The 24,795-nt window shown below is 46.2% G+C and carries 21 protein-coding genes and 1 pseudogene; 13 read left to right on the top strand and 9 right to left on the bottom strand.

Annotation, left to right across the window (positions count from 1 at the left end):
- Positions 1-22 precede the first annotated feature (22 nt).
- The 4 genes from QZW47_RS20805 (at position 23) to cax (ending at position 3,543) form a co-directional block, all read left to right on the top strand.
- Positions 23-760, top strand: coding sequence for an MORN motif-containing protein (locus QZW47_RS20805; RefSeq protein WP_293130699.1), 738 nt, complete (start codon positions 23-25; stop codon positions 758-760).
- A gap of 48 nt (positions 761-808) precedes the next feature.
- Positions 809-1,432, top strand: a complete 624-nt coding sequence (locus QZW47_RS20800) for a DUF6391 domain-containing protein (RefSeq protein ID WP_293130697.1) — start codon at positions 809-811, stop codon at positions 1,430-1,432.
- A gap of 332 nt (positions 1,433-1,764) precedes the next feature.
- The gene (locus QZW47_RS20795; protein ID WP_293130695.1) at positions 1,765-2,223 is read left to right on the top strand and encodes a hypothetical protein; all 459 of its coding nucleotides are present in this window, start codon (positions 1,765-1,767) and stop codon (positions 2,221-2,223) included.
- A gap of 228 nt (positions 2,224-2,451) precedes the next feature.
- Positions 2,452-3,543 (top strand): calcium/proton exchanger, encoded by a 1,092-nt coding sequence (gene cax / locus QZW47_RS20790; protein ID WP_293130692.1) that lies wholly within the window; start codon positions 2,452-2,454, stop codon positions 3,541-3,543.
- A gap of 490 nt (positions 3,544-4,033) precedes the next feature.
- Here the strand turns inward: cax and QZW47_RS20785 are convergent, their stop codons facing one another.
- Entirely contained in the window at positions 4,034-5,695 is a 1,662-nt protein-coding gene (locus QZW47_RS20785; protein WP_293130690.1) for a DUF655 domain-containing protein, read from the bottom strand.
- 191 nt (positions 5,696-5,886) lie between these two features.
- Between QZW47_RS20785 and QZW47_RS20780 the strand changes: the two genes are divergently transcribed.
- Positions 5,887-6,291: a hypothetical protein gene (locus QZW47_RS20780; protein WP_293130688.1), complete on the top strand. Its 405-nt coding sequence runs from the start codon at positions 5,887-5,889 to the stop codon at positions 6,289-6,291.
- A 96-nt stretch (positions 6,292-6,387) separates the two neighbouring features.
- Positions 6,388-7,578 carry a cysteine desulfurase family protein gene (locus QZW47_RS20775; protein ID WP_293130686.1) on the top strand — a complete coding sequence of 397 codons (1,191 nt, stop codon included), beginning with the start codon at positions 6,388-6,390 and terminating at the stop codon, positions 7,576-7,578.
- On the opposite strand, the gene QZW47_RS20770 is transcribed toward QZW47_RS20775, so the two are convergent.
- On the bottom strand, positions 7,575-7,775 hold the full coding sequence (locus QZW47_RS20770) for a hypothetical protein (protein ID WP_293130684.1): 201 nt from the start codon (positions 7,773-7,775) through the stop codon (positions 7,575-7,577). The genes QZW47_RS20775 and QZW47_RS20770 overlap by 4 nt on opposite strands.
- Before the next feature lie 84 nt (positions 7,776-7,859).
- On the opposite strand from QZW47_RS20770, the gene QZW47_RS20765 reads away from it, so the two are divergent.
- Entirely contained in the window at positions 7,860-8,876 is a 1,017-nt protein-coding gene (locus QZW47_RS20765) for a tetratricopeptide repeat protein (protein WP_293130682.1), read from the top strand.
- A gap of 65 nt (positions 8,877-8,941) precedes the next feature.
- Here the strand turns inward: QZW47_RS20765 and QZW47_RS20760 are convergent, their stop codons facing one another.
- Positions 8,942-9,160: a hypothetical protein gene (locus QZW47_RS20760; RefSeq protein ID WP_293130680.1), complete on the bottom strand. Its 219-nt coding sequence runs from the start codon at positions 9,158-9,160 to the stop codon at positions 8,942-8,944.
- An 84-nt stretch (positions 9,161-9,244) separates the two neighbouring features.
- On the opposite strand from QZW47_RS20760, the gene QZW47_RS20755 reads away from it, so the two are divergent.
- The 3 genes from QZW47_RS20755 (at position 9,245) to QZW47_RS20745 (ending at position 14,594) form a co-directional block, all read left to right on the top strand.
- Positions 9,245-12,475, top strand: coding sequence for a CHAT domain-containing protein (locus QZW47_RS20755; RefSeq protein ID WP_293130678.1), 3,231 nt, complete (start codon positions 9,245-9,247; stop codon positions 12,473-12,475).
- Between the two features lie 288 nt (positions 12,476-12,763).
- The gene (locus tag QZW47_RS20750) at positions 12,764-13,117 is read left to right on the top strand and encodes a hypothetical protein (RefSeq protein ID WP_293130676.1); all 354 of its coding nucleotides are present in this window, start codon (positions 12,764-12,766) and stop codon (positions 13,115-13,117) included.
- Complete coding sequence (locus QZW47_RS20745; protein ID WP_293130674.1) at positions 13,104-14,594, top strand: hypothetical protein; 1,491 nt, start codon at positions 13,104-13,106, stop codon at positions 14,592-14,594. Before QZW47_RS20750 ends, QZW47_RS20745 begins: the two co-directional genes overlap by 14 nt.
- Before the next feature lie 115 nt (positions 14,595-14,709).
- On the opposite strand, the gene thiL is transcribed toward QZW47_RS20745, so the two are convergent.
- From thiL to QZW47_RS20725, 4 genes are all read right to left on the bottom strand, one after another.
- Positions 14,710-15,957 (bottom strand): thiamine-phosphate kinase, encoded by a 1,248-nt coding sequence (gene thiL / locus QZW47_RS20740; protein WP_293130673.1) that lies wholly within the window; start codon positions 15,955-15,957, stop codon positions 14,710-14,712.
- Between the two features lie 442 nt (positions 15,958-16,399).
- Positions 16,400-18,121 carry a DUF3466 family protein gene (locus QZW47_RS20735; RefSeq protein WP_293130671.1) on the bottom strand — a complete coding sequence of 574 codons (1,722 nt, stop codon included), beginning with the start codon at positions 18,119-18,121 and terminating at the stop codon, positions 16,400-16,402.
- A gap of 154 nt (positions 18,122-18,275) precedes the next feature.
- The gene (locus tag QZW47_RS20730; RefSeq protein ID WP_293130669.1) at positions 18,276-18,590 is read right to left on the bottom strand and encodes a hypothetical protein; all 315 of its coding nucleotides are present in this window, start codon (positions 18,588-18,590) and stop codon (positions 18,276-18,278) included.
- 460 nt (positions 18,591-19,050) lie between these two features.
- Entirely contained in the window at positions 19,051-20,175 is a 1,125-nt protein-coding gene (locus QZW47_RS20725; protein WP_293130667.1) for a peptidylprolyl isomerase, read from the bottom strand.
- 376 nt (positions 20,176-20,551) lie between these two features.
- On the opposite strand from QZW47_RS20725, the gene efp reads away from it, so the two are divergent.
- The 3 genes from efp to QZW47_RS20710 all read left to right on the top strand — a co-directional run bounded on the left by efp (position 20,552) and on the right by QZW47_RS20710 (position 22,289).
- Positions 20,552-21,109 carry an elongation factor P gene (gene efp, locus QZW47_RS20720; protein ID WP_293130665.1) on the top strand — a complete coding sequence of 186 codons (558 nt, stop codon included), beginning with the start codon at positions 20,552-20,554 and terminating at the stop codon, positions 21,107-21,109.
- Positions 21,110-21,305: 196 nt separating this feature from the next.
- A complete protein-coding gene (gene accB, locus QZW47_RS20715) occupies positions 21,306-21,866 on the top strand; it encodes an acetyl-CoA carboxylase biotin carboxyl carrier protein (RefSeq protein WP_293130663.1) in 561 nt (186 codons plus the stop codon).
- A gap of 30 nt (positions 21,867-21,896) precedes the next feature.
- Positions 21,897-22,289 carry a metalloregulator ArsR/SmtB family transcription factor gene (locus QZW47_RS20710; RefSeq protein ID WP_293130661.1) on the top strand — a complete coding sequence of 131 codons (393 nt, stop codon included), beginning with the start codon at positions 21,897-21,899 and terminating at the stop codon, positions 22,287-22,289.
- Positions 22,290-23,159: 870 nt separating this feature from the next.
- Here QZW47_RS20710 and QZW47_RS20705 read toward each other — a convergent pair.
- Positions 23,160-23,945, bottom strand: a complete 786-nt coding sequence (locus QZW47_RS20705) for a GerMN domain-containing protein (RefSeq protein ID WP_293130659.1) — start codon at positions 23,943-23,945, stop codon at positions 23,160-23,162.
- A 600-nt stretch (positions 23,946-24,545) separates the two neighbouring features.
- Positions 24,546-24,795, bottom strand: a pseudogene (locus QZW47_RS20700) (photosystem II q(b) protein); the annotation flags it as partial.

The raw sequence follows: 24,795 nt of genomic DNA, 5'->3' as shown, positions 1-24,795 counted from the left end.
AGAAAGAAAATTGAGAACCGTCATGCTTCGCTCAATTAAAAAATTCGGAATCTTGATGTTGGTTAGTTCGGGGGTAGGATGCCTCTGTCTGGCTGCCAACACTCAGTCGTCACTGGCGGCCCCAGCAGCAGAACAAAAGCGCCCTCCAGCTTGTGAAGGCTCTCCGCCCAACGGTCGAGTCAGATGCAACTACGAGAATGGCGACAATTATGAAGGAAATTTCGTTAACGGCCGACCTCAGGGACAAGGAGTATACGTATACTCCAAGGGCGATCGCTACGAAGGAGAGTTTCGTAACGGCGTGCCCAACGGTCAAGGCACATTCTTGTTCGCCAACGATGACCGCATGGTGGGAGAGTTCCGCAACGGTCTGATCGTTAGGGGAGAAGCTATTTTTGCTACGGGCGATCGCTACAGGGGAACATTTGAAATTGTTCAACAAGTTGGCGGTGGGGCTTCTAGCAGCCAGCCGCACGGTCAAGGACAATTTATCTTTGCTAGCGGCGATCGCTACGCCGGACAGTTTTTCGCAGGAAACCCGTTTGGTCGAGGAGTTTTTACCCGATCGGACGGCACGCGCTGCGACGGTCAGTTTTTCAATGAAAAGCTAGACGGCAAAGGTAATTGCAGCTTCCCCAACGGCATTCGCTACGAAGGCGAATTGCGTAAGGGACTGCCCCACGGCAGAGGCATAATTACAGATGCTAAAGGCAGACGGTTTTCTGGAGAGTTTCGCGCAGGCAAACGCGTTCAACCGTGAATCTAACCTCTAAAATTTAAAATCTGACATTTGTGGAGGCGTTTTGACATGACGACCAATGCTGCTTCGAGTTCTTCGCGCGCCAGCGAATTTCCTTTTGACTTTGCCCCGCAGCGTCATCAAGATGCTGACTTGTTGCGACAACTCGATTTTGTTCCCGGTTTGAAGGAAATCTTGACTTTGCGCCAAGTTCATGCGTTGGAACACGCTACGGTTTGGGTACTCAGCCAATCAGGCGGTACGCCGACAGCAAGAGCCGACAATCAGTTATTGGGCGGGATGTCCACAGACCAAGGATTTTATCTGTACGGCCGCGTCAACATTACACAGTTGCGCCATGCAGTCGAGTTGGCATTGCAGCGGATTGCCAGCGGAGAGTGGGATTTAGCCGTACATCCCCGCTGCGGCACCAATTTGTCGGTGGCAATGCTGCTGACTGCTGGTCTTGCTGTCGGCATCAATTTAGCTCTGCCTAAGGGGCCGATCCTGCAACTTTTGGGCTTGGGTGCCGCAGCGGCGACAGCAGCTCAGTTAGCTCCCGATCTGGGGGCTCTGGCCCAGCGCTACGTGACAACTGCTATTCCGTTTAATTTGAGTATTGTTGATATTTCTGTCAGTCACGACTTTTGGGGACGGGAAGCTCATTTTGTGCGCGTGCGTTGGGTTGAATAGCTGTTGCTAGAAGCGAGTGGGAGACAATGGCACAAGGAAGGAGCAGGAGATAGGGAAATGAGAAAAATCTTATTTATTCCTTCTTCCTTCCTTCCTTATTTTTTGATTTTTCATGATTAGACAAATGTGAAAAAGTCTTGCTACAGTGATTACTTATATACAAATTATCCGTCTGTAGCATAACTCCCCGCCGGACACGGCATTGCCGTTTCCCTACAGGCGATCGCCTCTAATTTTTATGTGGCAATATTTTTGATAATCGTATTATTTATTCTTTCTGCGTTTCATTAGTGATTTTAAGTCAGAAACATCTCACATCATCCAACAAAATAATGTCCAAACTAGCGATCGACAAAACCTGGATAGCAAGCCTACTGGCTGTCACCTTAGCCGTAGCAGGTAGCAGCTTTTTACCTTTTACCCAGAATGCGAGTTTGGCTGGCGAAATTGCCCAAACTAACGAACCAGAAAGAGTTCCAGACGGTAAGATGGTTCCCGTTAATGGCAAAGCCAATGTGAGATTAACGAATAAAACGAACGATCGACTATATTATCAAGTAGTGGGACAAACTAACCGTCGCAGCTTAGCCGAAAATTCAACAGTCTCGCTGCAAGCACTGACACTACCTGCCTCAATTGTATTTAGGCGACAAGATGGTGCATTATTGAAAGCGAGCTTGAAACCTGTTGGTGAAGGAACAGTGGAAGTAAGATTAGACGAGACAACTGATTTAGATTTGGATAAAAGATCCCTAAGCATTCGCAATGATGGTGCACTGTTTCTCAGATAGGATGTACGGTTGAAACCGTGTCTATAAAAACTTTCGTCCACTCCGATAGGTGTAAAGAATATCGCGTAATTTTAATCGTCTTGTCTTCAACCCACGGAGGTGCGTGAGTGTTTGTATAGACGCGATTTTAAGCGCCCGGTCTTCTGAGGCCAAGCGTATTGATGTAAAATCAAATTGGCGATCGCCCTGACAACTCGACCTTACCTTGATTACACCATCCGAGTCCCTATGTCAATCAAAAAAATTCTTTCCATAGCGCTGCTAATTTTTATCCCCATTTCCATCGCCGCCGAGCATTTGCACTGGGGATCCCTCACAGTTTTCATCACATCCGCCTTAGGCATTATACCTCTGGCGATTTGGTTGAGCACAGCGACAGAAGAAGTGGCGATCGTCACAGGGCCATCCATCGGCGGGTTATTAAATGCAGTCTTCGGCAATGCTACGGAATTAATTATCGCCATAGTTGCTCTCAAAGCGGGCTTAATTGACATTGTGAAAGCCAGCATCACCGGCACAATTATCAGCAACTTACTCTTAGTCATGGGATTTTCCATGTTGCTAGGAGGAATCCGCTACAAAGAACAAGAATTCAAGCCAATTATCGCGCGAGTCAACGGTTCCACCATGACTCTGGCAGTGATTGCGATTCTGCTGCCAACAATGGTAATTTACACATCAAATGGAGTCGAACCCTCAGCCATTCAGAATCTTTCGTTAATAACTGCGATCGTCCTAATTGCAGTTTACGCCCTAACACTGCTATTTTCCTTAAAAACTCACAGCTATCTTTACGAAGTTGGCATACTAGAGTTAGAAGATGCTGAAAATACCGATGAATCTACTGCACACAAACCGAATTTGTGGCTGTGGCTAGGTGTGCTAGTTGCTTCAACAGTGGCAGTTGCTTTTGAATCAGAAATTTTCGTGGGTGTTGTCGAAGAAACTACCAAAGGATTGGGATTGACGCCATTGTTTACAGGCGTAATTCTGTTGCCGATTGTGGGTGGCGCGGCGGAATACGTAACGGCGGTGGGAGTTGCACTAAAAAACAATATGGATTTGTCGGTTTCTGTGGCGATGGGTTCGAGTTTGTTAGTTGCTTTGTTGGTAGCGCCAGTGTTGGTGATTATCGGTATTGTGATTCATCAGCCGATGGATTTGAACTTTAATCCGTTTGAAGTGGTTGCAGTTGCGATTGCGGTGACAATTGCTAATCTTATTAGTCTCGATGGGCGCTCTAATTGGCTGGAAGGAGTGCTGCTTTTAGCAACATACATTGTGTTGGCCGCAGCATTTTATTTTCACCCCATTACTTAAACCAGGTTTGTAGTGAGGACTTTAGTCCGCATAAAATATGTTTGTAGTGAGGACGAAAAGCCTTGCAGGTTTGTAGTGAGGACTTTAGTCCGCATAAAATATGTTTGTAGTGAGGACTAAAAGCCTTGCAGGTTTGTAGTGAGGACTTTAGTCCGCATAAAATATGTTTGTAAGTAGGTAGGTGCAAATAAACCAAAGTATGTAACAAAAGGTAAAGGAATCGCAACCGCTGCGATTGCTTCGCTTCACTTCGTTTCGCTCGCAATGACAACTTATGTTTTTTTGCACTCATCTACTTAGTGAGGACGAAAAGCCTTGCTGCTGATTTGCTAAAAAAAGGACTGAAGTCCTTACTACGAACCTTGGGAAGGAAGGACTGAAGTCCTCACTACGAACGAAAGAAGAAGGACTGAAGTCCTCACTACGAACCTAATTACGAATGAAAGAAGAAGGACTGAAGTCCTCACTACGAACCTAATTACGAACCTAATTACCATGTTACTCGATCGCGCCATTTGTCTACAGTCTTGTTTCCGACTCCGGGCAATCTTTCGACATCTTCCCAAGACTCAAAAGGCTGCTTTTCTCGCGCTGCAATGATTTTTTCGGCTAACTTCGGGCCAACCCCGGGCAAAGTTTCTAATTCTTCCTGAGTTGCTGTATTCAAATTAACTAACTTTTTAGCGGCTGTTTGAGGTTTAGGATTCGCAGATTTTGATGCTGCTTGTACTGATTCGCACTCTTTTTTTCTAGCGTCAATTTTCTGTTTGATGCGGGCGGGAATTCCCAGGATTGCACCTTTGTACAGCCGATCGAACTCTCGCTCAAAATGGGCCGCAATTACCGGGCTGTCGATCGCCAATAACGTCTCATCATTCCCGTGATTTGCAGCCTCAGTCCAATTGTGAGAACCTGCAATCACTGTTTTGCCGTCGATCACGCCGAATTTGTGGTGCAGGCGATCGCCCATTGGTAACAGTGGCACTCCCACCGTAGTCAACGGCTTTCTCCACGGGCGATTGTCAGATTCCAACCGGCAATCTTGCATCAAAGTGGCCCCCATCATGTCTAAACCTTCGCTGTAAGGGCGATAAATGAAATTTGAGTCAATCAAAGCTCGCACCGCTACACCGCGCCTAGATTCAAGTTCTAGGGTATTTGACAACCGCTGCGCCGAAAATACAAAGAGTGCTAAATTAACAGATTGTTTTGCCTTTACTAAAGTTCGATTTATCAAACTATTAACGCTTTGTTCCCAAGGTAAAGTCGCACTCGTCGGCGAAAATTGTACCGCCACAGTTGCATCGCCAATTTTCAATTTTTGGACTGAACGAACTGGCTTTTTGATGCCAAACTTGCTATCCGGTTTGCCTCCGGGCCCGTCGCCCCACATAATGTTAAATTCTTGAGTAAATATTTGCGCTAATTGAGAACTCTCAATTTTCAGCAAATTATTCGCATTGCCGCGACTGGCTGCTGTCTTGAAATCGCCGTGGATATCGCTGGTGGTAAAATTAGCCGAAGTTACGATGACTGTTTTGCTATCAATTACTACAAATTTGTGGTGCATCAAACCGCTGCCTTTACTTCCATCAGCAGTATCATCAATTACAGGAATTCCCGCATCCTTGACAATTACCAAAGCATCATTTTGCTTGATTTCTTCCGGGCTTAATTTGCCGTCTTTGTTGGTATCGGCGAGTTGCAAAAATTCGGTGTAGCGATCGCGCTCTCGATCGGGCAATTTCGCCAACTCCTGGGCTGTATAATCGCTCCAAGGACGACTGTAGAGATGTTCGACAATTAATCTGACTTTAATTCCCGATCGCGCGCGATCGGCCAAAACCCTCGCAATACCCGGCAGCCGAAACTCCTGAACCGCTACATCTACCGTCGATCCAGCACTCTTGACTGCCTCGGCGATTAACTTTTCTAAATCGTCTCCAGCCCTAGTTTGCTGGCGGTAAGGCTCTGTATAACTCGAAGTGAGGGACTGATTGAAGTATACTTGCAACAAGGGGTCTTGAGGCAGCGGAGCCAAACTGGGAGGTAAATTCTGCACGTCCTGCTTTGCTTGTCCGCAGGCCGTAAGGGCGATCGCCAGCAGTCCAGCACAACATACACCGGATAAATTATAATAAAGTACATTCACAAAATTTTAAATTTTATTGAGGTCATCGGTCTATTCAGAGTTCAAAGATATTCGGTCAAGTAAAGTTAGAACATATTAAATTTATGAAAGGGAATAGATTTTGCGTCTTGTAGAACTGCCGCGATGCCGGAAGCATCACTGGTAGGGTAGCAGCATTCAGGGGCGTGGGTCAAACCCGATACTGATGCTTTATGGCTAAAAGAAAAACAATTTTTGATTGCGGTCACAAAGGATATGGTAAAGCGTGCCATCGCTGCACGCAAGAGTTGATCGCGCAGCAGCAATATGTGGAATTGCTGGCAGAAAAACAAACCAAAAAACAAGAGAAGGAGGCATCATTTGCTAGAGATGCGATCGATCTCAGAGGTCTGCCCGACCATGTAGTTACTAAAGCTCGCGCTATTATAGCAGCTTTGGGCGAAAATAAGAATTACAGAGATTTCGGTGGCAAACGTCTCCGTCACAACCGTTGGATTGTGAGTATTCCTGTAACACGCAACTACAGAATGCTTTGTGAAGATTGCGGCACTTTCTTAATTCCACAAAAAGTTTTGTCCCACGAAGACTACAACGTTTGTAAGCCGGGAAGTCATTAGTCATTGGGCATTGGGCATTGGGCATTGGGCATTGGGCATTGGTCATTGGTCATTGGTCATTAGTCATTGGTCATTAGTTATTCGTTCTTTAAAATCATGCAAATTTACCTCGACTATAGCGCGACGACACCTACACGCCCAGAAGCAATTGAAGCTATGCAAAAAGCCCTGACTCAACATTGGGGAAATCCTTCTAGCTTGCACGAGTGGGGACAAAGGGCCGCGACTGCTTTAGAATTAGCTAGAATGCAGGTTGCTAGCTTGATCAATGCACTACCGGAATCGATGATTTTTACTTCGGGCGGCACGGAAGCGGACAATTTAGCAATTATGGGTGTTGCTCGTCTTTATACAAAGCCACAACATATCATTATTTCCAGTGTAGAGCATTCCGCCGTATCAGAACCGGTGCGACAACTCGAAGCATTGGGATGGGAAGTAACGCGATTACCAGTCGATAAATATGGGCGAATTCATCCTTTGGATTTGCAAGCATCATTACGATCGCATACAGTGTTAATTTCCATCATCTACGGACAAAGCGAAGTTGGTACACTGCAACCAATAGAAGCATTATCGCGAATTGCGCGCGATCGCAATATTCTGTTTCATACCGATGCAGTGCAAGTTGCCGGCAAATTACCCATAGACGTGCAGAAACTCCCCGTAGACTTGCTTTCCCTCTCCAGTCACAAACTTTACGGGCCGCAAGGTGCAGGCGCGCTGTACGTGCGTCCAGGACTAGAATTAGTACCAATGTTCGGCGGGGGTGGACAAGAGTTGAAACTGCGTTCAGGGACGCAAGCACTGCCCGCAATCGTGGGTTTTGGAGTGGCGGCGGAGTTGGCTTTGCAGGAGATGGATGTGGAAACGCCTAGGTTGATTGGATTGCGCGATCGACTTTTTGACGGATTAGCCGACATACCTAGTTTAGTCGCAACGGGCGATCGATATTACCGACTGCCGCACCACACCAGTTTTTGCCTCGTCTCCCCATCCTGTCGCCCTTACCAAAAGAGAGACACAGAGATAATTACAGGCAAAACTATGGTGAGACAGCTAAATTTAGCCGGAATTGGCATTAGTTCCGGTGCGGCTTGTAGCAGCGGCAAACTCACCCCCAGTCCGATATTATTGGCAATGGGATATGACGAAACTAACGCCGTTGGTGGCATTCGCTTGACACTGGGACGCGAAACAACCGAAGCTGATATTGATTGGACGGTAATTGCGATCGGACAAATATTGGATAGATTAATGCCCAAGGTAGCATTGTGTCCGGGTTAGGACTGCACGCACAATCTCAGAAACCGGGTTTTTTCCAATATCTTCGCCTCGAATCGAATATCATCGCAAAAACCCGGTTTCTCGCCACCCACGCACAATCTCAGAAACCGGGTTTTTTCCAATATCTTCACCTCTAATCGAATATCATCGTAAAAACCCGGTTTCTCGGCACCCACGCACAATTCATCTGCGTCCATCCGCGTACATCCGCCAACATCTGCGGTTCAAAAAAAACCCAACCATGATAAAATAAACCCGAGATTATTCACAACACCCCAACAATGGAAGAAAACCGCGCCCAAGCCTACCTCCAACTAATTCACACCCTGCTGAATTGCCCCAACGGATCGGAACCGCAGATATTACAAGATAACTCAGAATTGTTAGATGTCGGATTTCTCGAAACTTGCGAGTTAGTAGCAGAAACTATGGCACAGCAAGGAGGACAAAACGGCGCTAACTTCCTGCGAGATTTGATAACTCAGCTATCACAATTAATCGATACAGGCGATAACCCCGATGGCGAAAATCCCCAAGAATATGCCAACTTTATCCTAGAATTATTGCAAGCAGAAGATGGTAGCAATAGCAATCCAGCCGTAATTCACCCGATGCTAGCTGAACGGCAACATCTCCTCAATGAGCATTTTGCAGAGATTTTAGAGCAAGTAATCCAGAGGTTAATTGCTGGCGAAAATGCCCAAACTATCGACTCAATTATCAGCCTCGTCGAAGACTTGACGATTAATATTAGTAACTTTGCTGGTGGGGATAGAGCGAATAATATTGAAATTGCCATTGCTGCTTATCAAATTGTTTTGAACAATCGGCAGCCGGGAAGCGAAAAATTTGCTCAAACTCAAAACAACATCGCTGCTGCCTATATTACCAGAATCAAAGGTTCGCGGGCTGAAAATGTGGAACTAGCTATCGCCTTTTACGGCGCTGCTTTAACAGTCTATACCCTTGAGGCTTTCCCCGAAGATTGGGCGATGGCTCAAAATAACTTAGCTGCTGCTTACGCCAACAGAATCGAGGGTTCGCGGGCGGAAAATATCGATCGCGCGATCGCCTTTTTTGAAGCTGCTTTAACAATTCGTACTCGCGATCAGTTTCCTGAAGATTGGGCCATGATTCAATATAACCTAGGTAATGCCTATAATGACAGAATCGAAGGTTCGCGGGATGAAAATCTTGCAAAGGCGCGATCGTTTTTTGCAGCAGCTTTAACAGTATATACCCGTGAGGATTTCCCTGAATATTGGGCAATGATTCAAAAGAAGCTAGCTAATGCCTAAAGTCAGGCAGCCTTAACAATCCCAGAAACCGGGTTTTTTCCGATATCTTCGCCTCGCATCCAAAATCATCGCAAAAACCCGGTTTCTCGCCCCCACACACAATCCCAGAAACCGGGTTTTTTCCCATATCTTCGCCTCGCATCCAAAATTATCGCAAAAACCCGGTTTCTCGCCCCCACACACAATCCCAGAAACCGGGTTTTTTCCCATATCTTCGCCTCGCATCCAAAATCATCGCAAAAACCCGGTTTCTCGCCACCCACCCATAATTCATCTGCGTCCATCCGCGTACATCCGCCAACATCTGCGGTTCAAAACCAACCCCAACCATGATAAAATAAACCCAATGTTATTCAAAACTCCCCACAATGGAAGAACAGCGCGATCGACTCAACTCCGAAAGTGAAAATCCCCAAGAATATCTAAAATTCATCCTAGAATTATTGCAAGCAGAACAAGATAGCAATAGCGATATTAAAGTAATTTATCCCATACTCGCTCAAAGAGAACATCTCCTCAATGCCCGTTTTGCCGATATTTTACAGCAAGTAGCCAAGAGATTAATTGCCCAAAATCCAGAAGCAATTAGCTCAGTTGTCGCCATTATTGAAAATTTAAGTATTCATATTAGTGGCTTTCTCCGTGGTAGTAGAGGAAATAATATTGAAATTGCCATAACTGGTTATCAAATAGTTTTAAATAATAGAGAACCGGGAAGCGAAAAATTTTCTCAAACTCAAAATAACCTAGCTATTGCCTACAAAAACAGGATAAACGGTTCGCGGGCCGAAAATCTGGAACGGGCGATCGGCTTTTATCAGGCTGCTTTAACTGTCTATACCCTTGAGGATTTCCCTGAAAATTGGGCAGGGACTCAAAATAACCTAGCTAATGCCTACAGTGACAGGATAAACGGTTCGCGGGCCGAAAATCTGGAACAGGCGATCGGCTTTTATGAGGCTGCTTTAACTGTCTATACCCTTGAGGATTTCCCTGAAGATTGGGCAATGACTCAAAATAACCTAGCTAATGCCTACAGTTACAGGATAAACGGTTCGCGGGCCGAAAATCTGGAACGGGCGATCGGCTTTTATCAGGCTGCTTTAACTGTCCGTACCTTTGAGGATTTCCCTGAAGATTGGGCAATGACTCAAAATAACCTAGCTACTGCCTACAGTGACAGGATAATCGGTTCGCGGGCCGAAAATCTGGAACGGGCGATCGGCTTTTGTCAGGCTGCTTTAACAGTCTATACCCTTGAGGATTTCCCTGAAGATCGGGCAATGACTCAATATAACCTAGCTATTGCTTACAGTGAGAGGATAATCGGTTCGCGGGCCGAAAATCTGGAACGGGCGATCGGCTTTTGTCAGGCTGCTTTAACTGTCCGTACCTTTGAGGATTTCCCTGAAAAATGGGCAGAGACTCAAAATAACCTAGCTGCTACGTACTATTCCAGGATAAACGGTTCGCGGGCCGAAAATCTGGAACGGGCAATCGGCTTTTATCAGGCTGCTTTAACTGTCTATACCCTTGAGGATTTCCCTGAATATTGGGCAATGACTCAAAATAACCTAGCTAATGCCTACAGTGGCAGGATAATCGGTTCGCGGGCCGAAAATCTGGAACGGGCGATCGGCTTTTCTAAGGCTGCTTTAACTGTCCGTACCTTTGAGGATTTCCCTGAATATTGGGCAATGACTCAATATAACCTAGCTGCTGCGTACAGTTACAGGATAATCGGTTCGCGGGCCGAAAATCTGGAACGGGCGATCGGCTTTTCTAAGGCTGCTTTAACTGTCCGTACCTTTGAGAAATTACCATTAAATAATGTAGAAACCTTAAATAACCTGGGCTGGGCTTATCTGGCAAAACTAGACAATATTAACCCAGAAAAACCAGAAGACACAAACCAAAAAGCAGCAACTCTCCAAAGTGCCTACGATACCTTTAAAAAAGCCATAATCGGAGCCGGAAAACTGCGGAATCTGGAATCGCAAAATGAAATCAAACAAAAACATGACTTGGAGTGGGATAAACTCTACCAAGGCATGGTGCAAGTATGTCTCGATCGCGCCAGCAACCAAGAAGCACTCGAATATGCCGAAGCCAACAAAGCCCGCAACCTTGCAGAATTAATCGCCCAAAGACAGGAAACCCCCAAAACCCTAGCACCCATCACCTTCAGCGAAATCACCCAACTTCTCACCCCCAACACCGCCATCATTGAGTGGTACATCACCGACGCAGAAATCATCACCTTTGTAGTCACTTACCCCAACGTGCTGACAGTATATCGCAATCGTCAATGCGATGAATTAATCGACTTAGTTAATGAATACCGGGCCGCCTACAAAACCAGCAAAACCGACTGGCAAAAACAACTCGCCACCGGGCTCCAGCGCCTCGCCGACATCCTCCAAATCACCACAATTCTGCCGCCATCAACTACCAGCCTAATCCTAATTCCCCACTGGTTGCTGCACCTGTTCCCCCTCCACGCCCTACCCCTAACAGACGGCGAATTCTTATTAGATAAATACCTCGAAGGCATTCAATACGCCCCCAGTTGCCAACTCCTGCAACAGATTACCACCTACCCAAATTTCGACCAACTCTTCGCCCTGCAAAACCCCACCTCCGATCTGCGCTACGCCGACTTAGAAGTAGCCAGCATCGCCCCCAAATTCGCGATTAGTCAAATACTCCCCGGCGACGAAGCGAGTAAAACAAATCTCCTAGAAAAGTATCTAGATCAGTTAGAAAACGCCCACTGCGCGCACTTTTCCTGTCACGGCTCCTTCAATCCCGACGATCCGCTAAAATCCTTTTTAATCTTGTCAGGCGGCATCGTAGGAGAAGAACCCCCCCAGCCCCCCTTGGTAAGGGGGGAGCAAGAGGAAGAAGTTATCAAAGTCCCCCTTCTTAAGGGGGATTTAGGGGGATCGAATTTAGGTGAGCAAGAAGAAGAAGTTATCAAAGTCCCCCTTCTTAAGGGGGATTTAGGGGGATCGAATTTAGGTGAGCAAGAAGAAGAAGAAGTTATCAAAGTCCCCCTTCTTAAGGGGGATTTAGGGGGATCGAATTTAGGGGGATCGGATTTAGATGAATCGGATCGTTACGTAGAATGGCGCGCCGGCAAAACAGCCGACATCAACAAATGCCTAACATTAGCCGACATCTTGCTACTGAAACTCAAACATTGCCGCCTAGTCGTGCTTTCCGCCTGCGAAACCGCGCTCATCGACACCGAAAACCGCTCCGATTATATCGGATTACCAACAGGATTTCTCCACGCCGGGGCAATGGGAACCCTAGCCAGTCTTTGGGCTGTCAACGACCTCTCCACCGCCTTAATCATGGTAAAATTCTATGAATTGCTCAAACCCGGAGTTAGCATCGGTAAAGCCCTCCACGATACCCAGCGCTGGTTTAAGTCTGCCGCGACTCCAGATTTGGTATCATGGGTAAACGAATCGGATAGTTTCGATGCAGAGCAGAAAAAACAGATCGTCAAGGAATTAAAAGGCTACAATGATGACGAACAACCCTATGGCGATGTTTATCATTGGGGAGCGTTTTGTGCGATCGGTTTATAATGTGAATGTGTCAATATTGTAGGGGCAGGTTAACCAACCATCTCCGATCAAAACCAGAGATTCTATAAACCCGCCCCAGCCTACAATATGACGCACAATCTATTTGTACAATGTCAACTGTCAACTGTCAACTGTCAATCGACATACACTAAAATTAGTAGGGTGCGTCAGTTGCGAAAACCCTAATTTTTATTGCTAGCCTTAAAACTGACGCACCTTACAACTTGATAGAAGTGTAACACTTGCCTAATTTCTAATTCCAACAACATCCATTTGCGAGGTAAAATCATGAATGAAGTCGATATCTTATCCCAAATCTACAACGCCATTACCACCGCCCCCGCAATTCTTACTCCCCCTTTCATCGAAAAATTGCTCGCCGAAGTCCTCCCCTTAGCAGAATCTGGCGCTGATAATGATACTGTAGAAGATGCTATCAATAAACTATACAAAGAGTTTAGAGATATCAGAGATGCGATTAAATGTCTGACCAGAAAAAACTTAGATGATGTCGAAGCAGAAATCACACCGGGTTATGAAACGGTAAAAAATGAATATCCCGATATCGAAAAGCTAGAAGGAAATTTGAAAAAACGTATTAAAGCAGCCTCAAATATCTCTCCTGCTGATGCTAAAAATTGACCATCCCCAAGTCTACATCTACAGCTACCAACTCAGCCAAAAAAGCAGCAAAACAGCAGCTAATTATATCTGGACTTGGGCGAATAGTCTTTGGCAACATTTCAGCCCCGAAAAAGAGCTAATCTTTTCCCAAGCTAACCTCGGTTATCCCCTGACTAGAGTCAAGAAATTCTCGCATTCCAATCAGATTGATGGTTCCTTTAAGTTTTGCCGTCTGGATGATAGCGAAGGAATTTTAGCGAGAATTGGTAGCCCAGAAACCGATGAAAATAAAAACCTAGAAACCACACAATTACAACAATTCAATGAGAACAATCTCCTGGTTGCTGATAATTATGAAGATTGGCTGGGACAGACTATTTTTATCACTTACAAATCCCAAACCTATCAAAATCCAACTAAACAATACCTCGGCCAAGTTGCGGATGACTGTTTAAAGAATCTCTTCCCACAAGCATCTGTGCGTCCAAGTTTTTGTCGCAATACAGAGTTACTGGATTCTCCAATTTTTGAATATAGTTCGCCCAAAAGTCAACTGCAAGTCTTTGTTTATTTGGTTGATGATGAGATTGAGGAAAAATTAGGACAGATTCTGCAACCTTTGTTTGAATTATTTTATCACCGCCACAAAATCACCAAAGCTTTTCTTGATAGTCGCATAAATCACACTCTACTGAAGCAGGAATATGCTAAGATTGATGGGACGATCGCCAGCTTAGAAACAAGAATTGCCGAAGTAACTCAGCTTGGACAGCCAAATAATCCTGACAACCCGAAAAATGTTGATATCGATGAGTCTTTAGTATATCTCAAAAGCCAACTCAAAGAGCTACTGCTAGAAAGCTTGACTTATCAAAGACTTTTAGAATGTTTGGAAGATTTTAACAATACGATAAACATTCACGTTTACAATTATCAAGAAAAGCTGTCTCAAATCGGTAACAAGTGGGAAATCCCCACAGAAGATTTAACAACATTAACAACATTCAAGTTCTTTGTTGACAGAAATTGTCCGTATTTTCAAAGACAAATTCAGGGTGATTTAGGCTATTTCAAACATGGCACAGATTTGATTAAAATTGCGGTAGACTTGGTAGCGGGGATTGTAGATATTGAACAAGCAGAAATCGATCGCTCTTTGGAAAGAACAATTCAAATACTCGGTACTGGCTTAGGGGCTGGAGGCATTGTGGTGTCTGCGGTTTCAGCTTATGTAGAAAGAGACATCGTGTTCAGAATACCTCAAAAAGGGGATGTGCTGCATCCCGCTATAGTTAGTCTGGTGTGGAGTCTGTTGGCTGTGCTCGTGGTTTCTGGATTCGTGGCCTGGATTAATGGCGCATGGAAGATTAAGGGTAATTTTAGATGGTTTCGGCGTCAGTCTGAACCTCCGAGATTGCCGGATTCCCAAAGTGCACCAGTTAATGATAGTTTACGGCAGGCGGCAGAAGTACGATCGCCCACCGAACAAGAATAAAACTCAACAATTACCCATTAAGGCCAAAGAAACCGGGTTTTTTCCTGAATCTGTGCGCCAGAATTAAGGATTTTCGTAAAAACCCGGTTTCTGACTCCGCCGCCTAAGAGAGAATTTAGAAGTGTTGAAATCCTCGATCGATCTCCAATGCCACATCAGGGCAAATTCCAGTGCTATCAGTCAACCAAATATCCGTGCTATCAGTAGTGATTCCGACGATCGCACAACCATCACCGATTTGTTCGACAAATAGTTTAGCACGGTCGATCGGCAAAAACAACACTAACTCAAAATCCTCGCCACCGTACAACGCCCAATCCAGAGCCTTCTCGGTTGAGACGATTTCGTTTAAAATAGGTGGAATTGGTATTTTCGTGCGATCGACTTTTGCACCAACACCGCTAGCCCGACAAACTTGAACAATCGCATCAGCTAAACCATCGCTGCTATCCATTCCGGCGAGAGTAATTGGGGAATTCACCCCCCCCGGCCCCCCCTTGCTAAGGGGGGGAGAAGGAGAATTCGACTCTTGTTTCTCACCCTCCATCAGGGGTTCAATTTCTAACTCTTGCTTCCCCCCCTTAGCAAGGGGGGGACTGAGGGGGGGTTCAATTTCTAACTCTTGCTTCCCCCCCTTAGCAAGGGGGGGACTGAGGGGGGGTTCAATTTCTAACTCTTGCTTCCCCCCCTTAGCAAGGGGGGGACTGAGGGGGGGTTCCATCGCACCCGCAGCATCTAAAATTTCCCACAAAATGGGCAAAACATCAAGCCTCGGTTTAGGCCGCTGATGAGCGAGAATGAGAAAATCTCGATCGCCCTTTTCCAGATTCTGCCCGAATTCTGGATTCAACAATAATTCTAATCCCGCGCGGGACGCTCCGTGAAACCCAGTCGCCACAATCGCCCAATTCGATCGCGCCTTTGACCGACAAATGGTACGATTTTCCTCAACCTGGCCAAAAGCCGTAATCGCCACACTCACCACGGGCGATCGCACCACATCCCCACCGACGATCGGCGTATGATACACTTCCAAACAAGCCGTCATCCCCCGATAAAACTCTTCCACCCAATCCACAGCAGTATCCGCCGCCACAGCGAGGCCTACCGTCACCGCCAGAGGTCTTGCACCCATCGCGGCCAGATCCGACAAATTCGCCGCCGCCGCCCGCCATCCTGCGTAATAAGGGCCTGTGGTGCGATCGCTAAAATGCACTCCATCCACCAACATATCCGTTGTCACCGCCAGAGATTGGTGAGGATTTGTTGGAAGTACCGCGCAATCATCCCCGACAATTTCGGCGGGGCAGAATTTTTGTAGTATTCTTAAAAGACCTTGTTCTCCGATATCTTTAATCAGCATAGTATAGAGAATTTTTTATTAATTTGATACTATTATATTTGATTTTATCTACTATTGTTTATGATTGTTTTGGAATTATTTAACCGCAGAGACCGCAGAGGGCGCAGAGGAAGAGAAAACACACATGAATAATTTCGATATCAAGGAATTTGGTATGATTCAACCTAAATAAATAGAATACAAAAAAACCGACTTTTTAAACAAGTCGGGATTATATAGCAGTTGACAGTTGACAGTTGACAGTTGACAGTTGCATAACGGGCATCAAACCATTGATGCAGTTCTAATTTCTTAGTCCGCGGAGGCGGACTTTGTTCGTGTAGAAGCGATTTCAATCGCCGAATCATTTCTAATTTCTTAGTCCGCGGAGGCGGACTTTGTTCGTGTAGAAGCGATTTCAATCGCCGATCCAATCGCGGACTTTGTTTGACAATCGCCGATTTCAATCGCCGATTTCAATCGCCGATCCAATCGCTGCTAATTTCCGTTTCCGCTTGAGCACCAGCCCAGCAAAAAAAGCAGCAGAAGTTACGATACCCGCAATTTCGGAAGGTTCAGGAACAGCTTCAGCAGAATCAGCCCGCATCTTAAACGAAAACTTATCGCGATTAGATTCCAACTTAATCGGAAAAGCTAAAGGATTTTTTGGATCAATTGCTGCATCGATACCAGCGACGCGAAATTCCGAGACACCGTAACCGAGTAAAGCCACAAAATCTACCACTTCATTAGGCTTGAATTTGCCGATTTCTCTGCCGCCAACTACGACGCTAAACAATTCGTCAGCATCAATGCCGCTGGGTAAACCGAGGATTTTTGTGAATAGCGAGGGTTCGGTGGGATTGGGAGTAAATGCGATCGGGCTTTTGTCAATAATACACCCGTCACCAGTTCCGCCGCTGCTAGCATTCGCCACAGCATCGCCTATTTTGAAAGTAAAACCAGCAGCCGTGGGCGGATCGAACCATTTACGGCTGACAACATTATTAAAAGTGTGCCAACCATCCTCAAAACTATCAGGTAATAAAGGATTTCGCTGAGAACTACCGCAGATTGGGTTGAGGAGAAAAGCATGACTTTGCCCCGTTGCACGGTTAATGCCCTGTCCCACAATTTGACCGCTATCGTTAATGCCACTTACTTGTTGCAAAAACCAACCAGAGTCCTGATCAATCAGACTATTGAGGTCAGCCATTTCGCCATCTTCCCAGATGAAAGCATGATTTGCCCCGCCATTGCCACTAACCGTATCAAAACCTGCTACTTGTCCTTTGTTGTTAATGGCGATCGCAGCACTCATATTACCACCAAGAGTACCGAGGTCTAAAATTTCACCGTTTGACCACAAAGTAGCGTGACTTTGCCGAGTCGCACTATTTGACGAATAGCCGATCGCCTGCCCAGAATCATTGATATCATAAGCAATGCTGCCGTTATATCCTGGAAGGGTTCCCAAGTCAATCATGTTGCCATTTTCCCACTGGAAAGCATGAGTTACATGGAGAGCAAGACCAGAATAACCAACTACTTGACCTTGATTGTTGATACCCATGGCTCCTCCATTGAAACCAAGAGTACCCAGATCAATCATCTCGCCATTTTGCCACAAAAAGGGATTAAATTTTTCTGTGGTAGTGTTAAACTTACCAACTATTTGTCCTGCATCATTGATGTCACTGGCTGAACTGCTGATACCACCAAAATAACCGAGGTCTGTCCTTTGACCGTTTTCCCACACGTAGGCATTATCCGTCCAATTTTCACTCAGATAGCGACCCACCACTTGACCGGAACTATTCATTTGGTAAGCCCAAGTGGTGTCTTTGATTTCAGTTATCTGACCGTTGTCCCACACCCCAGCAACACCATTACTAACTAGGACTTGTCCGGAATTGGCTATACCGTAGGCATTTGTTTGGCCGAGGTCGGTAATGGCATAGGAAGCGAAACCAGTATGGAGACTGGCGGCACTTACAGGTTCAACCGCGCTAAATCCTAAGACGGTGAAAGCAGTCAAGGACAGACAGCTTTGTACAAAACCGCTCCAGTCCGTTTGTTCCAGCCTTTTTTTTAATTTTTGCATATCCTGCACCTCAGATTTTGGCAGAGAACAAGTTCCCTGTTTATCTATCTGAGAGTCGATCGACTTTTTACGCACAGACACTCAATTTGTTACAAAACTTTACCTTAAGCTTTGGATCTGCCACACTTGAGGGAAAATTAACTCTCAACCCTTCTCTTTCGCAAGCAACCTGTCAACCGCAACGACCAGCGATCGGGATCTTCTGTCAATTGTCCACTGTCAATTGTCCACTGCTTCACCATTCCTTACCAGAACTGGGCGGCAAGCGCAACCTCGGAAATCGATAAAAAGTATCGCCGTCATCATCTACCTCTAAAACAGCCGAAAAAATCTTAACTTGTCGATTTAAATACTGCTGGGCAACTTCAGCTTCAACCCTGGCGCTAGCAGCCAATTGAATCAGCGAAACCTGACTATTTTGAGTTTCCAACAATTGATAAAAAGCCTCATCTAAGAGTTTATTTTGCTTACTTTCATTCAGATTGTTTACAACCAACAATCCGGTAAACCCACCCAAACCAATTACTAATAAAAACTCTAAAATTGCCATAGGAGCATTCAATTTTATAAATGTAATAACAACCTTCAGTATGTGGCAACAATCACCTGCATTAAATTTTAACTAATCTGATTAATGCTTTGGGCCTGCCTCCGTAGGCGAAAATTTGTGTGGCAGCGACTGCAATCCCCGTCTACATTTATAGCCTTTATCAAAAAGGTGAGGTACAGGTTGAGATTTTAGATTTTAGATTTTAGATTTTAGATTGGGGGATTGAGGGATTGAGAGAGCGAGCAGGCTAATACCTCACATGAGTGAGAACTGCTATATGCTTGTTGCTTCTAGCCCGCAGAGGCGGGCTAAATTTTGTTTGGCGGGCAATTGCAATCGCCATTTTTTTGGTTTTTGTTTGTTCTAGCCCGCAGAAGCAGGCTTTTTCAGACAAGCAGCGGTGGGAATCGCCGTGATTGTTTGTGAACTCGGAAACTCAGCGATTGCGATCGCCCGATGCTCAAACTTGAGGTGGCACCAAATTTTCCTTACCTTTAATCACCTTAGCAGAGACAATCTTGTCTCCCTGCTTCAGTTGCTCTAAAACCTCTTTTCCTTCAACCACGTAACCAAAAACAGCATACCTACCGTCCAACAAATTTAAGCCAGCGGGGGTAAGTTCGGGTTCAAACAAGAAAAAGAAAAACTGAGAAGAACCGCTGTCTGGTTCAGCTTCGGCGCGGGCCATGGCGACAGTACCGAAAGCCGAAAAAGGCAAAACAGGCTCGTCGCGATAGCGTCCCGCATCTTCTAGAGTAATCCCGTAAACAGGCTGTTTTTCATCTCTAACCAGCACTTCCAGAGGCACACTGCGGTATTTGCCAGTACCGGGGTCAATAAAGCCCTCTTCCTTGCCTTCGGGGTCTCCGGTTTGCAAAACGTAGGATTCTTCCGATCGAATAAATGGTAAACCATCATAAAAACCTCGATCGACCAAATCCACAAAATTACCAGCAGTTACCGGGGCGCTGTAGCCGTCAAGCACCAGAGTAATTGTTCCCTTTTCGGTTTCCACAGCCACAGTAGCGCGACCTTTGAGTTGAGGCAGATTAGCATACTTGGCGGGCACTTCAAACGGAAACTCCGTCACCATTAACTCTTCGATTTCGCCTACCGAACCGAGGATTTTGGCTTTCAAGTCAATCACTTTTTCCCTGTCTTTAGCCTCAACAGCCTTTTCCAGTTCGGCGACTCCCTCCTTGACTCGCACGACTAGCGCCTCAGCGGACGGCTGTTTCGCATCGGGAACACTCGCTAAAATGTCAGACTCCCGCAAGTTGAGAATCCTCGAAGCCTTGCTGACATCGCTGCTGATGGGCCCCCAACGTTTAGAACGGATGTGGTTGCCAATGTCTTCGAGACTGATTTGCAATTCTCGCACAGTCTGATTGTCAAGAGGTAGAGCGTAGCGCAGCAGTGCGCGGCCGTCGGTAATCGCATTCCCAGCAGGCATACTGCTGCTGGGGCGTTTGGCATGGGAGACTGCACTGAAACTCAGGGAGAGCGCGAACAGCAGGACTGCTAAAGCGAGGGTTTTGACCCAACGCTTGCACGTCTCGATCGACAAATTGTACGAATGCAACATAACTTTAACTTTTATTGCCTCTATTATCTTCCCACAGCACGGGATCGCCTTCTATTGCTTGCCTCCGCTGTCAAACTTCGTTTCCCAGACAGCTTTTTAGCTTGGACTACAGCACTTGCTCCCTTTGAACGGTAAAATAAGTTGCCAATTGCTTTTTGATGCCGTCAGCTAGACTGCGGCTTTAAGCTGACGGACGCTCAAAAACGGATACCATTCCCCGACTCCTGTCGTGGAGAGATCGAACATTTTAGAGTTTAGTTCCAGCTCCCAGATTCATCTGTGGAGTACATCTTAAATCTAAAATGCCAAATCTAAAATCGACTGACTGTAGTTCCCCCGTGCCCCCGCGGCGACGGGATTGCCCGCAAAAATTTATATGATTTCCAGTAACGACTTTCGGACAGGTGTTTCAATTGAATGGAATAACGGCGTGTGGCGGGTTATCGAATTCCTCCACGTCAAGCCAGGAAAAGGCTCAGCTTTTGTGCGGACAAAATTAAAAAATGTCCAAACCGGAAACGTGGTAGAACAAACTTTCCGGGCCGGCGAGACTATGCCTCAAGCCAATCTCGAAAAGAACGTGATGCAGCATACCTATAAAGAGGGCGATCGGTTCGTCTTTATGGATATGGAAACTTACGAGGAAAGTACCCTCACTGCCAAGCAAATAGGCGATCGCGTCAAATACCTCAATGAAGGGATGGAAGTCAGCATTCTGCGCTGGAACGAGCAAATCATGGAAGTGGAACTGCCCAACTCTGTTGTCTTGGAAGTGAAACAAACCGATCCCGGAGTCAAAGGAGATACTGCCACCGGTGGCAGCAAACCCGCGATCGTCTCCACCGGAGCTCAAGTTATGGTGCCTCTGTTTATTTCCATTGGAGAACGGATTCGGATTGATACTCGTGAAGACAAGTACCTCGGCCGAGAGTAGCAACGATGGAGGACAAGGGAGTTGTAAGCTGTCAGTGGTCTGCTGCGAGTTCTGAGTTCAACACCTCAAAATTCCACTGTCACTCATTGCTTACCAACTCTCCCTTTCCCTCCCAACTCGGTGGAGTATCCTAGCTTCGCCGGATTTTCAATTCTCAATTTTCTACGCTCAATTCTCAATTACCCTTGAATCTGCTGTGCAACTAGACTTAAACCAGCTTTGCGAACTGCTCACTGTTTTGGACAAAACAGGCATTTCGGAACTGACGTTAAAAAGTGGGGAGCTTGAACTTACTGTTCGCAAAGGCATTCTAGCCGAACCAGGCAATGCTGCTGCGCTCTCTGCTACCGCAGCACCGACGAGTGTCGCTCCGATCGCCTTGGAGGCTGTTGCTAGCCCCACTGCGGCGCCACCTCCTGCTGCGGCCCAAAATTTAGCCGCGGCTGGAACCCAGCCCCCTGCTGCTGCGCCTGCTGCGGTGCCTGCTGCGGTGCCTGCTCCTGTCGATACCAAATGGGTGCCAATTATCTCGCCGATGGTAGGAACCTTTTATCGCGCTGCTGCTCCCGATGAGCCGCCTTTTGTGAATGTGGGCGATCGTATCAGCGTCAGCCAGACAGTCTGCATTATCGAAGCGATGAAGCTGATGAACGAGATTGATGCTGATGAAGTGTCGGGTCAAGTGATGGAAATTTTAGTGCAAAATGGCCAACCTGTCGAATACGGTCAAGTTTTAATGCGAATTAATCCGGATTGAAGCATTACTTTATTGTTATGGACAGAATAAATGCTAATATTTCGAGATCACTTCTCTCCGGTGAGTTTGATGCAGTCATCCCAGCCTGTCCCGCAAGAGGTTGTGCAACAAGTTGCTGAATATTTCAGTATTCTGAGCGAGCCAATGCGTTTACGAATTTTGAACTTGCTTCGCGACGGCGAAAAATGCGTGCAAGAGTTGGTGGAAGCTACCCAAACCAGTCAAGCCAATGTTTCTAAGCACCTAAAACTTATGCTCCAAGCTGGCATCCTCACTCGCCGGAGTGAAGGGACTTCAGCTTATTATAAGGTGCAAGACGAGTTAATTTTCGAGCTGTGTACTATGGTGTGCGATCGGCTAGCCAGCCGCATCGAACAGCAAGCCCTCAACTTTCGGGCATTTAGCCTGACTGTCAAGCCTTGAAAATTAGTCATTAATCCCCAGTCCTGGGTACCCAGCCATCAGTTATATCAAATCCGGTAACAACGGAATTATACCCTGCAAGCGAGCGGGAAGCTTGGCTTTGCGATCCGAAGCGAGCGGTACGCTCGCACTGCACTCCAAAAAATATTATTCCGATACAAAGGTCAACAATATCATCGGAATCTCCTAGAAACACCGTGGCTGTTAGTGATCTGAGGTATAGGAGGCGAGTCAGGAGTCTCACCCCAACCCAAACCAATTACGCAACTTTGACAAAGCCGAATTCTGGGCACTCAGAGAGTTGTTCCCGCTGAGCAAAAACCTCTACAATATCGGTGTTTACATTGTTCGCCAATACTTTTTTGAGCAACGCAAAAACTTGCGCTATCTTACTTTTAACCGCATCTCTGAAAACCTTCTCAGGCAAGGGTTTCACTTTAAAATACTTGTAAATTAATGAGGCTTTTAGTAATTTTTCACGGGAGCGAGAACTCCCGTGAAAAGTAAGGAGTAAAGAGTCACATTTAATTAATGCTGACGCAGAAGGTACGGAGAATATCGGACGTAAAAGCTAGCAGAATAGTTTTACCCTTCGACTTAGCTCAGGGCAAGCCAGACTATCTAGATCCTGCGAAAGCACAGCCGTTACGAATCAAAGTCTACCGAGGCTTTATTTTCTTAAGAATCCCCGTTCGTTTTACGGCGGGGAGTGTCAACAGTTATCAGTTATCAGTTATAAATTGCTAATTTCAGCATTCTGACTAATGACAACTGACCAATGACAACTGACCAATGACTACTGACAACTGACAACTGACAACTGACAACTGACAACTGACAACTGACCAATGACAAATGACTAATCAAAAGTTAGCGCACAGGAAAATTTTTGTCAAAAATTTGGCGGGTACTCGGCTGAGCCACTTCCAAACCTTCGCCACCCAAAAGTTCTAAAGGCTTGCCTTCCACCGAAATCCAAACCTTGGTATTCGGTTTTAAACTCGTAGCCGTATAGATAACTTGCCCTAACCGACTCGTCATCGAAGTGCTGCCTCCCCCCGAAGTAAATTCGGAAGACAAATCCACATAAACTCCATCATTTTTGACACTCAAACTGCGGAGTTTTGTCCCCTTAGGAATTTCACTAGATACAGTTCCATCCTTGGGCCCTGCCAACAAACTGTTAAAAGCAGCTTGTAAAGTTGCCTCAGGCTTGTCAGCTTGTGCGATAGCTACTTTCGTAGGAACTCCCTGAAATTTGCCGTTGGCATCTTTAACCCAGTAGACTTGGACTGTCTGGCCTGCATTCTGGGGCAGAGGCTTTGGCTGCGGCGACTTGGGCGCTAGAGCCTGTGGCGCCAGAACCTGCGGCGTCTGAATCTGCGGCGCAGGCGTCTGTACCTGCGGCGCAGGCGTCTGAGCCGTAGGCCCTTGCACCCGAGTTGGCAGGGGTACGGGGATAATTACAGCAGGGGATTGGGCAGGACTTGGAGACAGCGCCGGAGCGGTTGTCGGAGCGGCAGAGTTCGTGTCTGTGGAGGTTGGCGAACGGTTCGCCGTCCACCAAGCAATGCCCCCTCCAGTCACTAAAGCCAACCCGCAAACACCGGCAATGACTGCTGTGGGGACGCGGCGTACTTCTTGTCCATCTTTCATAATACAAATTCTCCTTACAGATAGAGTGCTTGGGACGGTGAGGAGCGACTCCCGATCGGCTACATTTGTCTATGGTGAGATTCTGGAATTGATACAATTGCACTACTGCTAGCGAACACTCTACGGCAAGTCCAACATATCCTGAACCCGATTATGGGAACCCTACACCATGATATGAGATTTCGTGTGGGAGTGTGTCGCATTGTATCTCGATCGACTTAGTGGCTATATTCTATAGTAGTCATAAAAAATTCAAGGATGGAATAAACTTCGGCAACCAAGCACGCGATCGGGATTTAAGTAGATGAGCCCGAAAAAACATCTACAGCCATTGCCAGTGAAACGAAGCAATTCGATGAAGCTGGCGATTACAGGAATACACATTATGTTACGAACGGTAAGATTTATTTGCGCTTACCTACTCAAAAAAATTAACTGATTTAACGGAGTGATGCTGCTCGAAAAAGCCAGAAAGATGAAGGTAGCAGATTTAACCCACATAACGGATAGAAGCAAGAATAAATGAGATTAAATTCTATTTTCCCAAACAAAAAGCGCCCCTATTTCTAGGAGCGCTTTTTGTCAATCAAGAGTTAAAAATTAACCGTTGATAGAAGGAGCAACCAAAGCCACAGGAGTTGTTTCGCCAGCGGCCAAGTCGAGTGGGAAGTTGTGAGCGTTGCGCTCGTGCATTACTTCCATACCCAAGTTAGCGCGATTGATGACATCAGCCCAGGTGTTGATGACGCGACCTTGTGAGTCGATAATCGATTGGTTGAAGTTGAAACCGTTCAAGTTGAATGCCATTGTGGAAATACCCAAAGCGGTAAACCAAATGCCAACTACTGGC

Source organism: Microcoleus sp. bin38.metabat.b11b12b14.051 (assembly GCF_013299165.1).
In the GTDB taxonomy this organism is placed as follows: domain Bacteria; phylum Cyanobacteriota; class Cyanobacteriia; order Cyanobacteriales; family Microcoleaceae; genus Microcoleus.
This window is presented reverse-complemented; position numbering and strand designations above follow the sequence as displayed.

Coding starts and splice junctions, on each gene's coding strand:
- QZW47_RS20775 (WP_293130686.1), top strand. CDS start 6,388: ATGCAAATTTACCTCGACTATAGCGCGACGACACCTACACGCCCAGAA.
- QZW47_RS20765 (WP_293130682.1), top strand. CDS start 7,860: ATGGAAGAAAACCGCGCCCAAGCCTACCTCCAACTAATTCACACCCTG.
- QZW47_RS20710 (WP_293130661.1), top strand. CDS start 21,897: ATGCTAATATTTCGAGATCACTTCTCTCCGGTGAGTTTGATGCAGTCA.
- cax (WP_293130692.1), top strand. CDS start 2,452: ATGTCAATCAAAAAAATTCTTTCCATAGCGCTGCTAATTTTTATCCCC.
- QZW47_RS20780 (WP_293130688.1), top strand. CDS start 5,887: ATGGCTAAAAGAAAAACAATTTTTGATTGCGGTCACAAAGGATATGGT.
- efp (WP_293130665.1), top strand. CDS start 20,552: ATGATTTCCAGTAACGACTTTCGGACAGGTGTTTCAATTGAATGGAAT.
- QZW47_RS20705 (WP_293130659.1), bottom strand. CDS start 23,945: ATGAAAGATGGACAAGAAGTACGCCGCGTCCCCACAGCAGTCATTGCC.
- thiL (WP_293130673.1), bottom strand. CDS start 15,957: ATGCTGATTAAAGATATCGGAGAACAAGGTCTTTTAAGAATACTACAA.
- QZW47_RS20805 (WP_293130699.1), top strand. CDS start 23: ATGCTTCGCTCAATTAAAAAATTCGGAATCTTGATGTTGGTTAGTTCG.
- QZW47_RS20725 (WP_293130667.1), bottom strand. CDS start 20,175: ATGTTGCATTCGTACAATTTGTCGATCGAGACGTGCAAGCGTTGGGTC.
- QZW47_RS20760 (WP_293130680.1), bottom strand. CDS start 9,160: ATGGACGCAGATGAATTATGGGTGGGTGGCGAGAAACCGGGTTTTTGC.
- QZW47_RS20750 (WP_293130676.1), top strand. CDS start 12,764: ATGAATGAAGTCGATATCTTATCCCAAATCTACAACGCCATTACCACC.
- QZW47_RS20800 (WP_293130697.1), top strand. CDS start 809: ATGACGACCAATGCTGCTTCGAGTTCTTCGCGCGCCAGCGAATTTCCT.
- QZW47_RS20730 (WP_293130669.1), bottom strand. CDS start 18,590: ATGGCAATTTTAGAGTTTTTATTAGTAATTGGTTTGGGTGGGTTTACC.
- QZW47_RS20795 (WP_293130695.1), top strand. CDS start 1,765: ATGTCCAAACTAGCGATCGACAAAACCTGGATAGCAAGCCTACTGGCT.
- QZW47_RS20755 (WP_293130678.1), top strand. CDS start 9,245: ATGGAAGAACAGCGCGATCGACTCAACTCCGAAAGTGAAAATCCCCAA.
- QZW47_RS20770 (WP_293130684.1), bottom strand. CDS start 7,775: ATGGACGCAGATGAATTGTGCGTGGGTGCCGAGAAACCGGGTTTTTAC.
- QZW47_RS20745 (WP_293130674.1), top strand. CDS start 13,104: ATGCTAAAAATTGACCATCCCCAAGTCTACATCTACAGCTACCAACTC.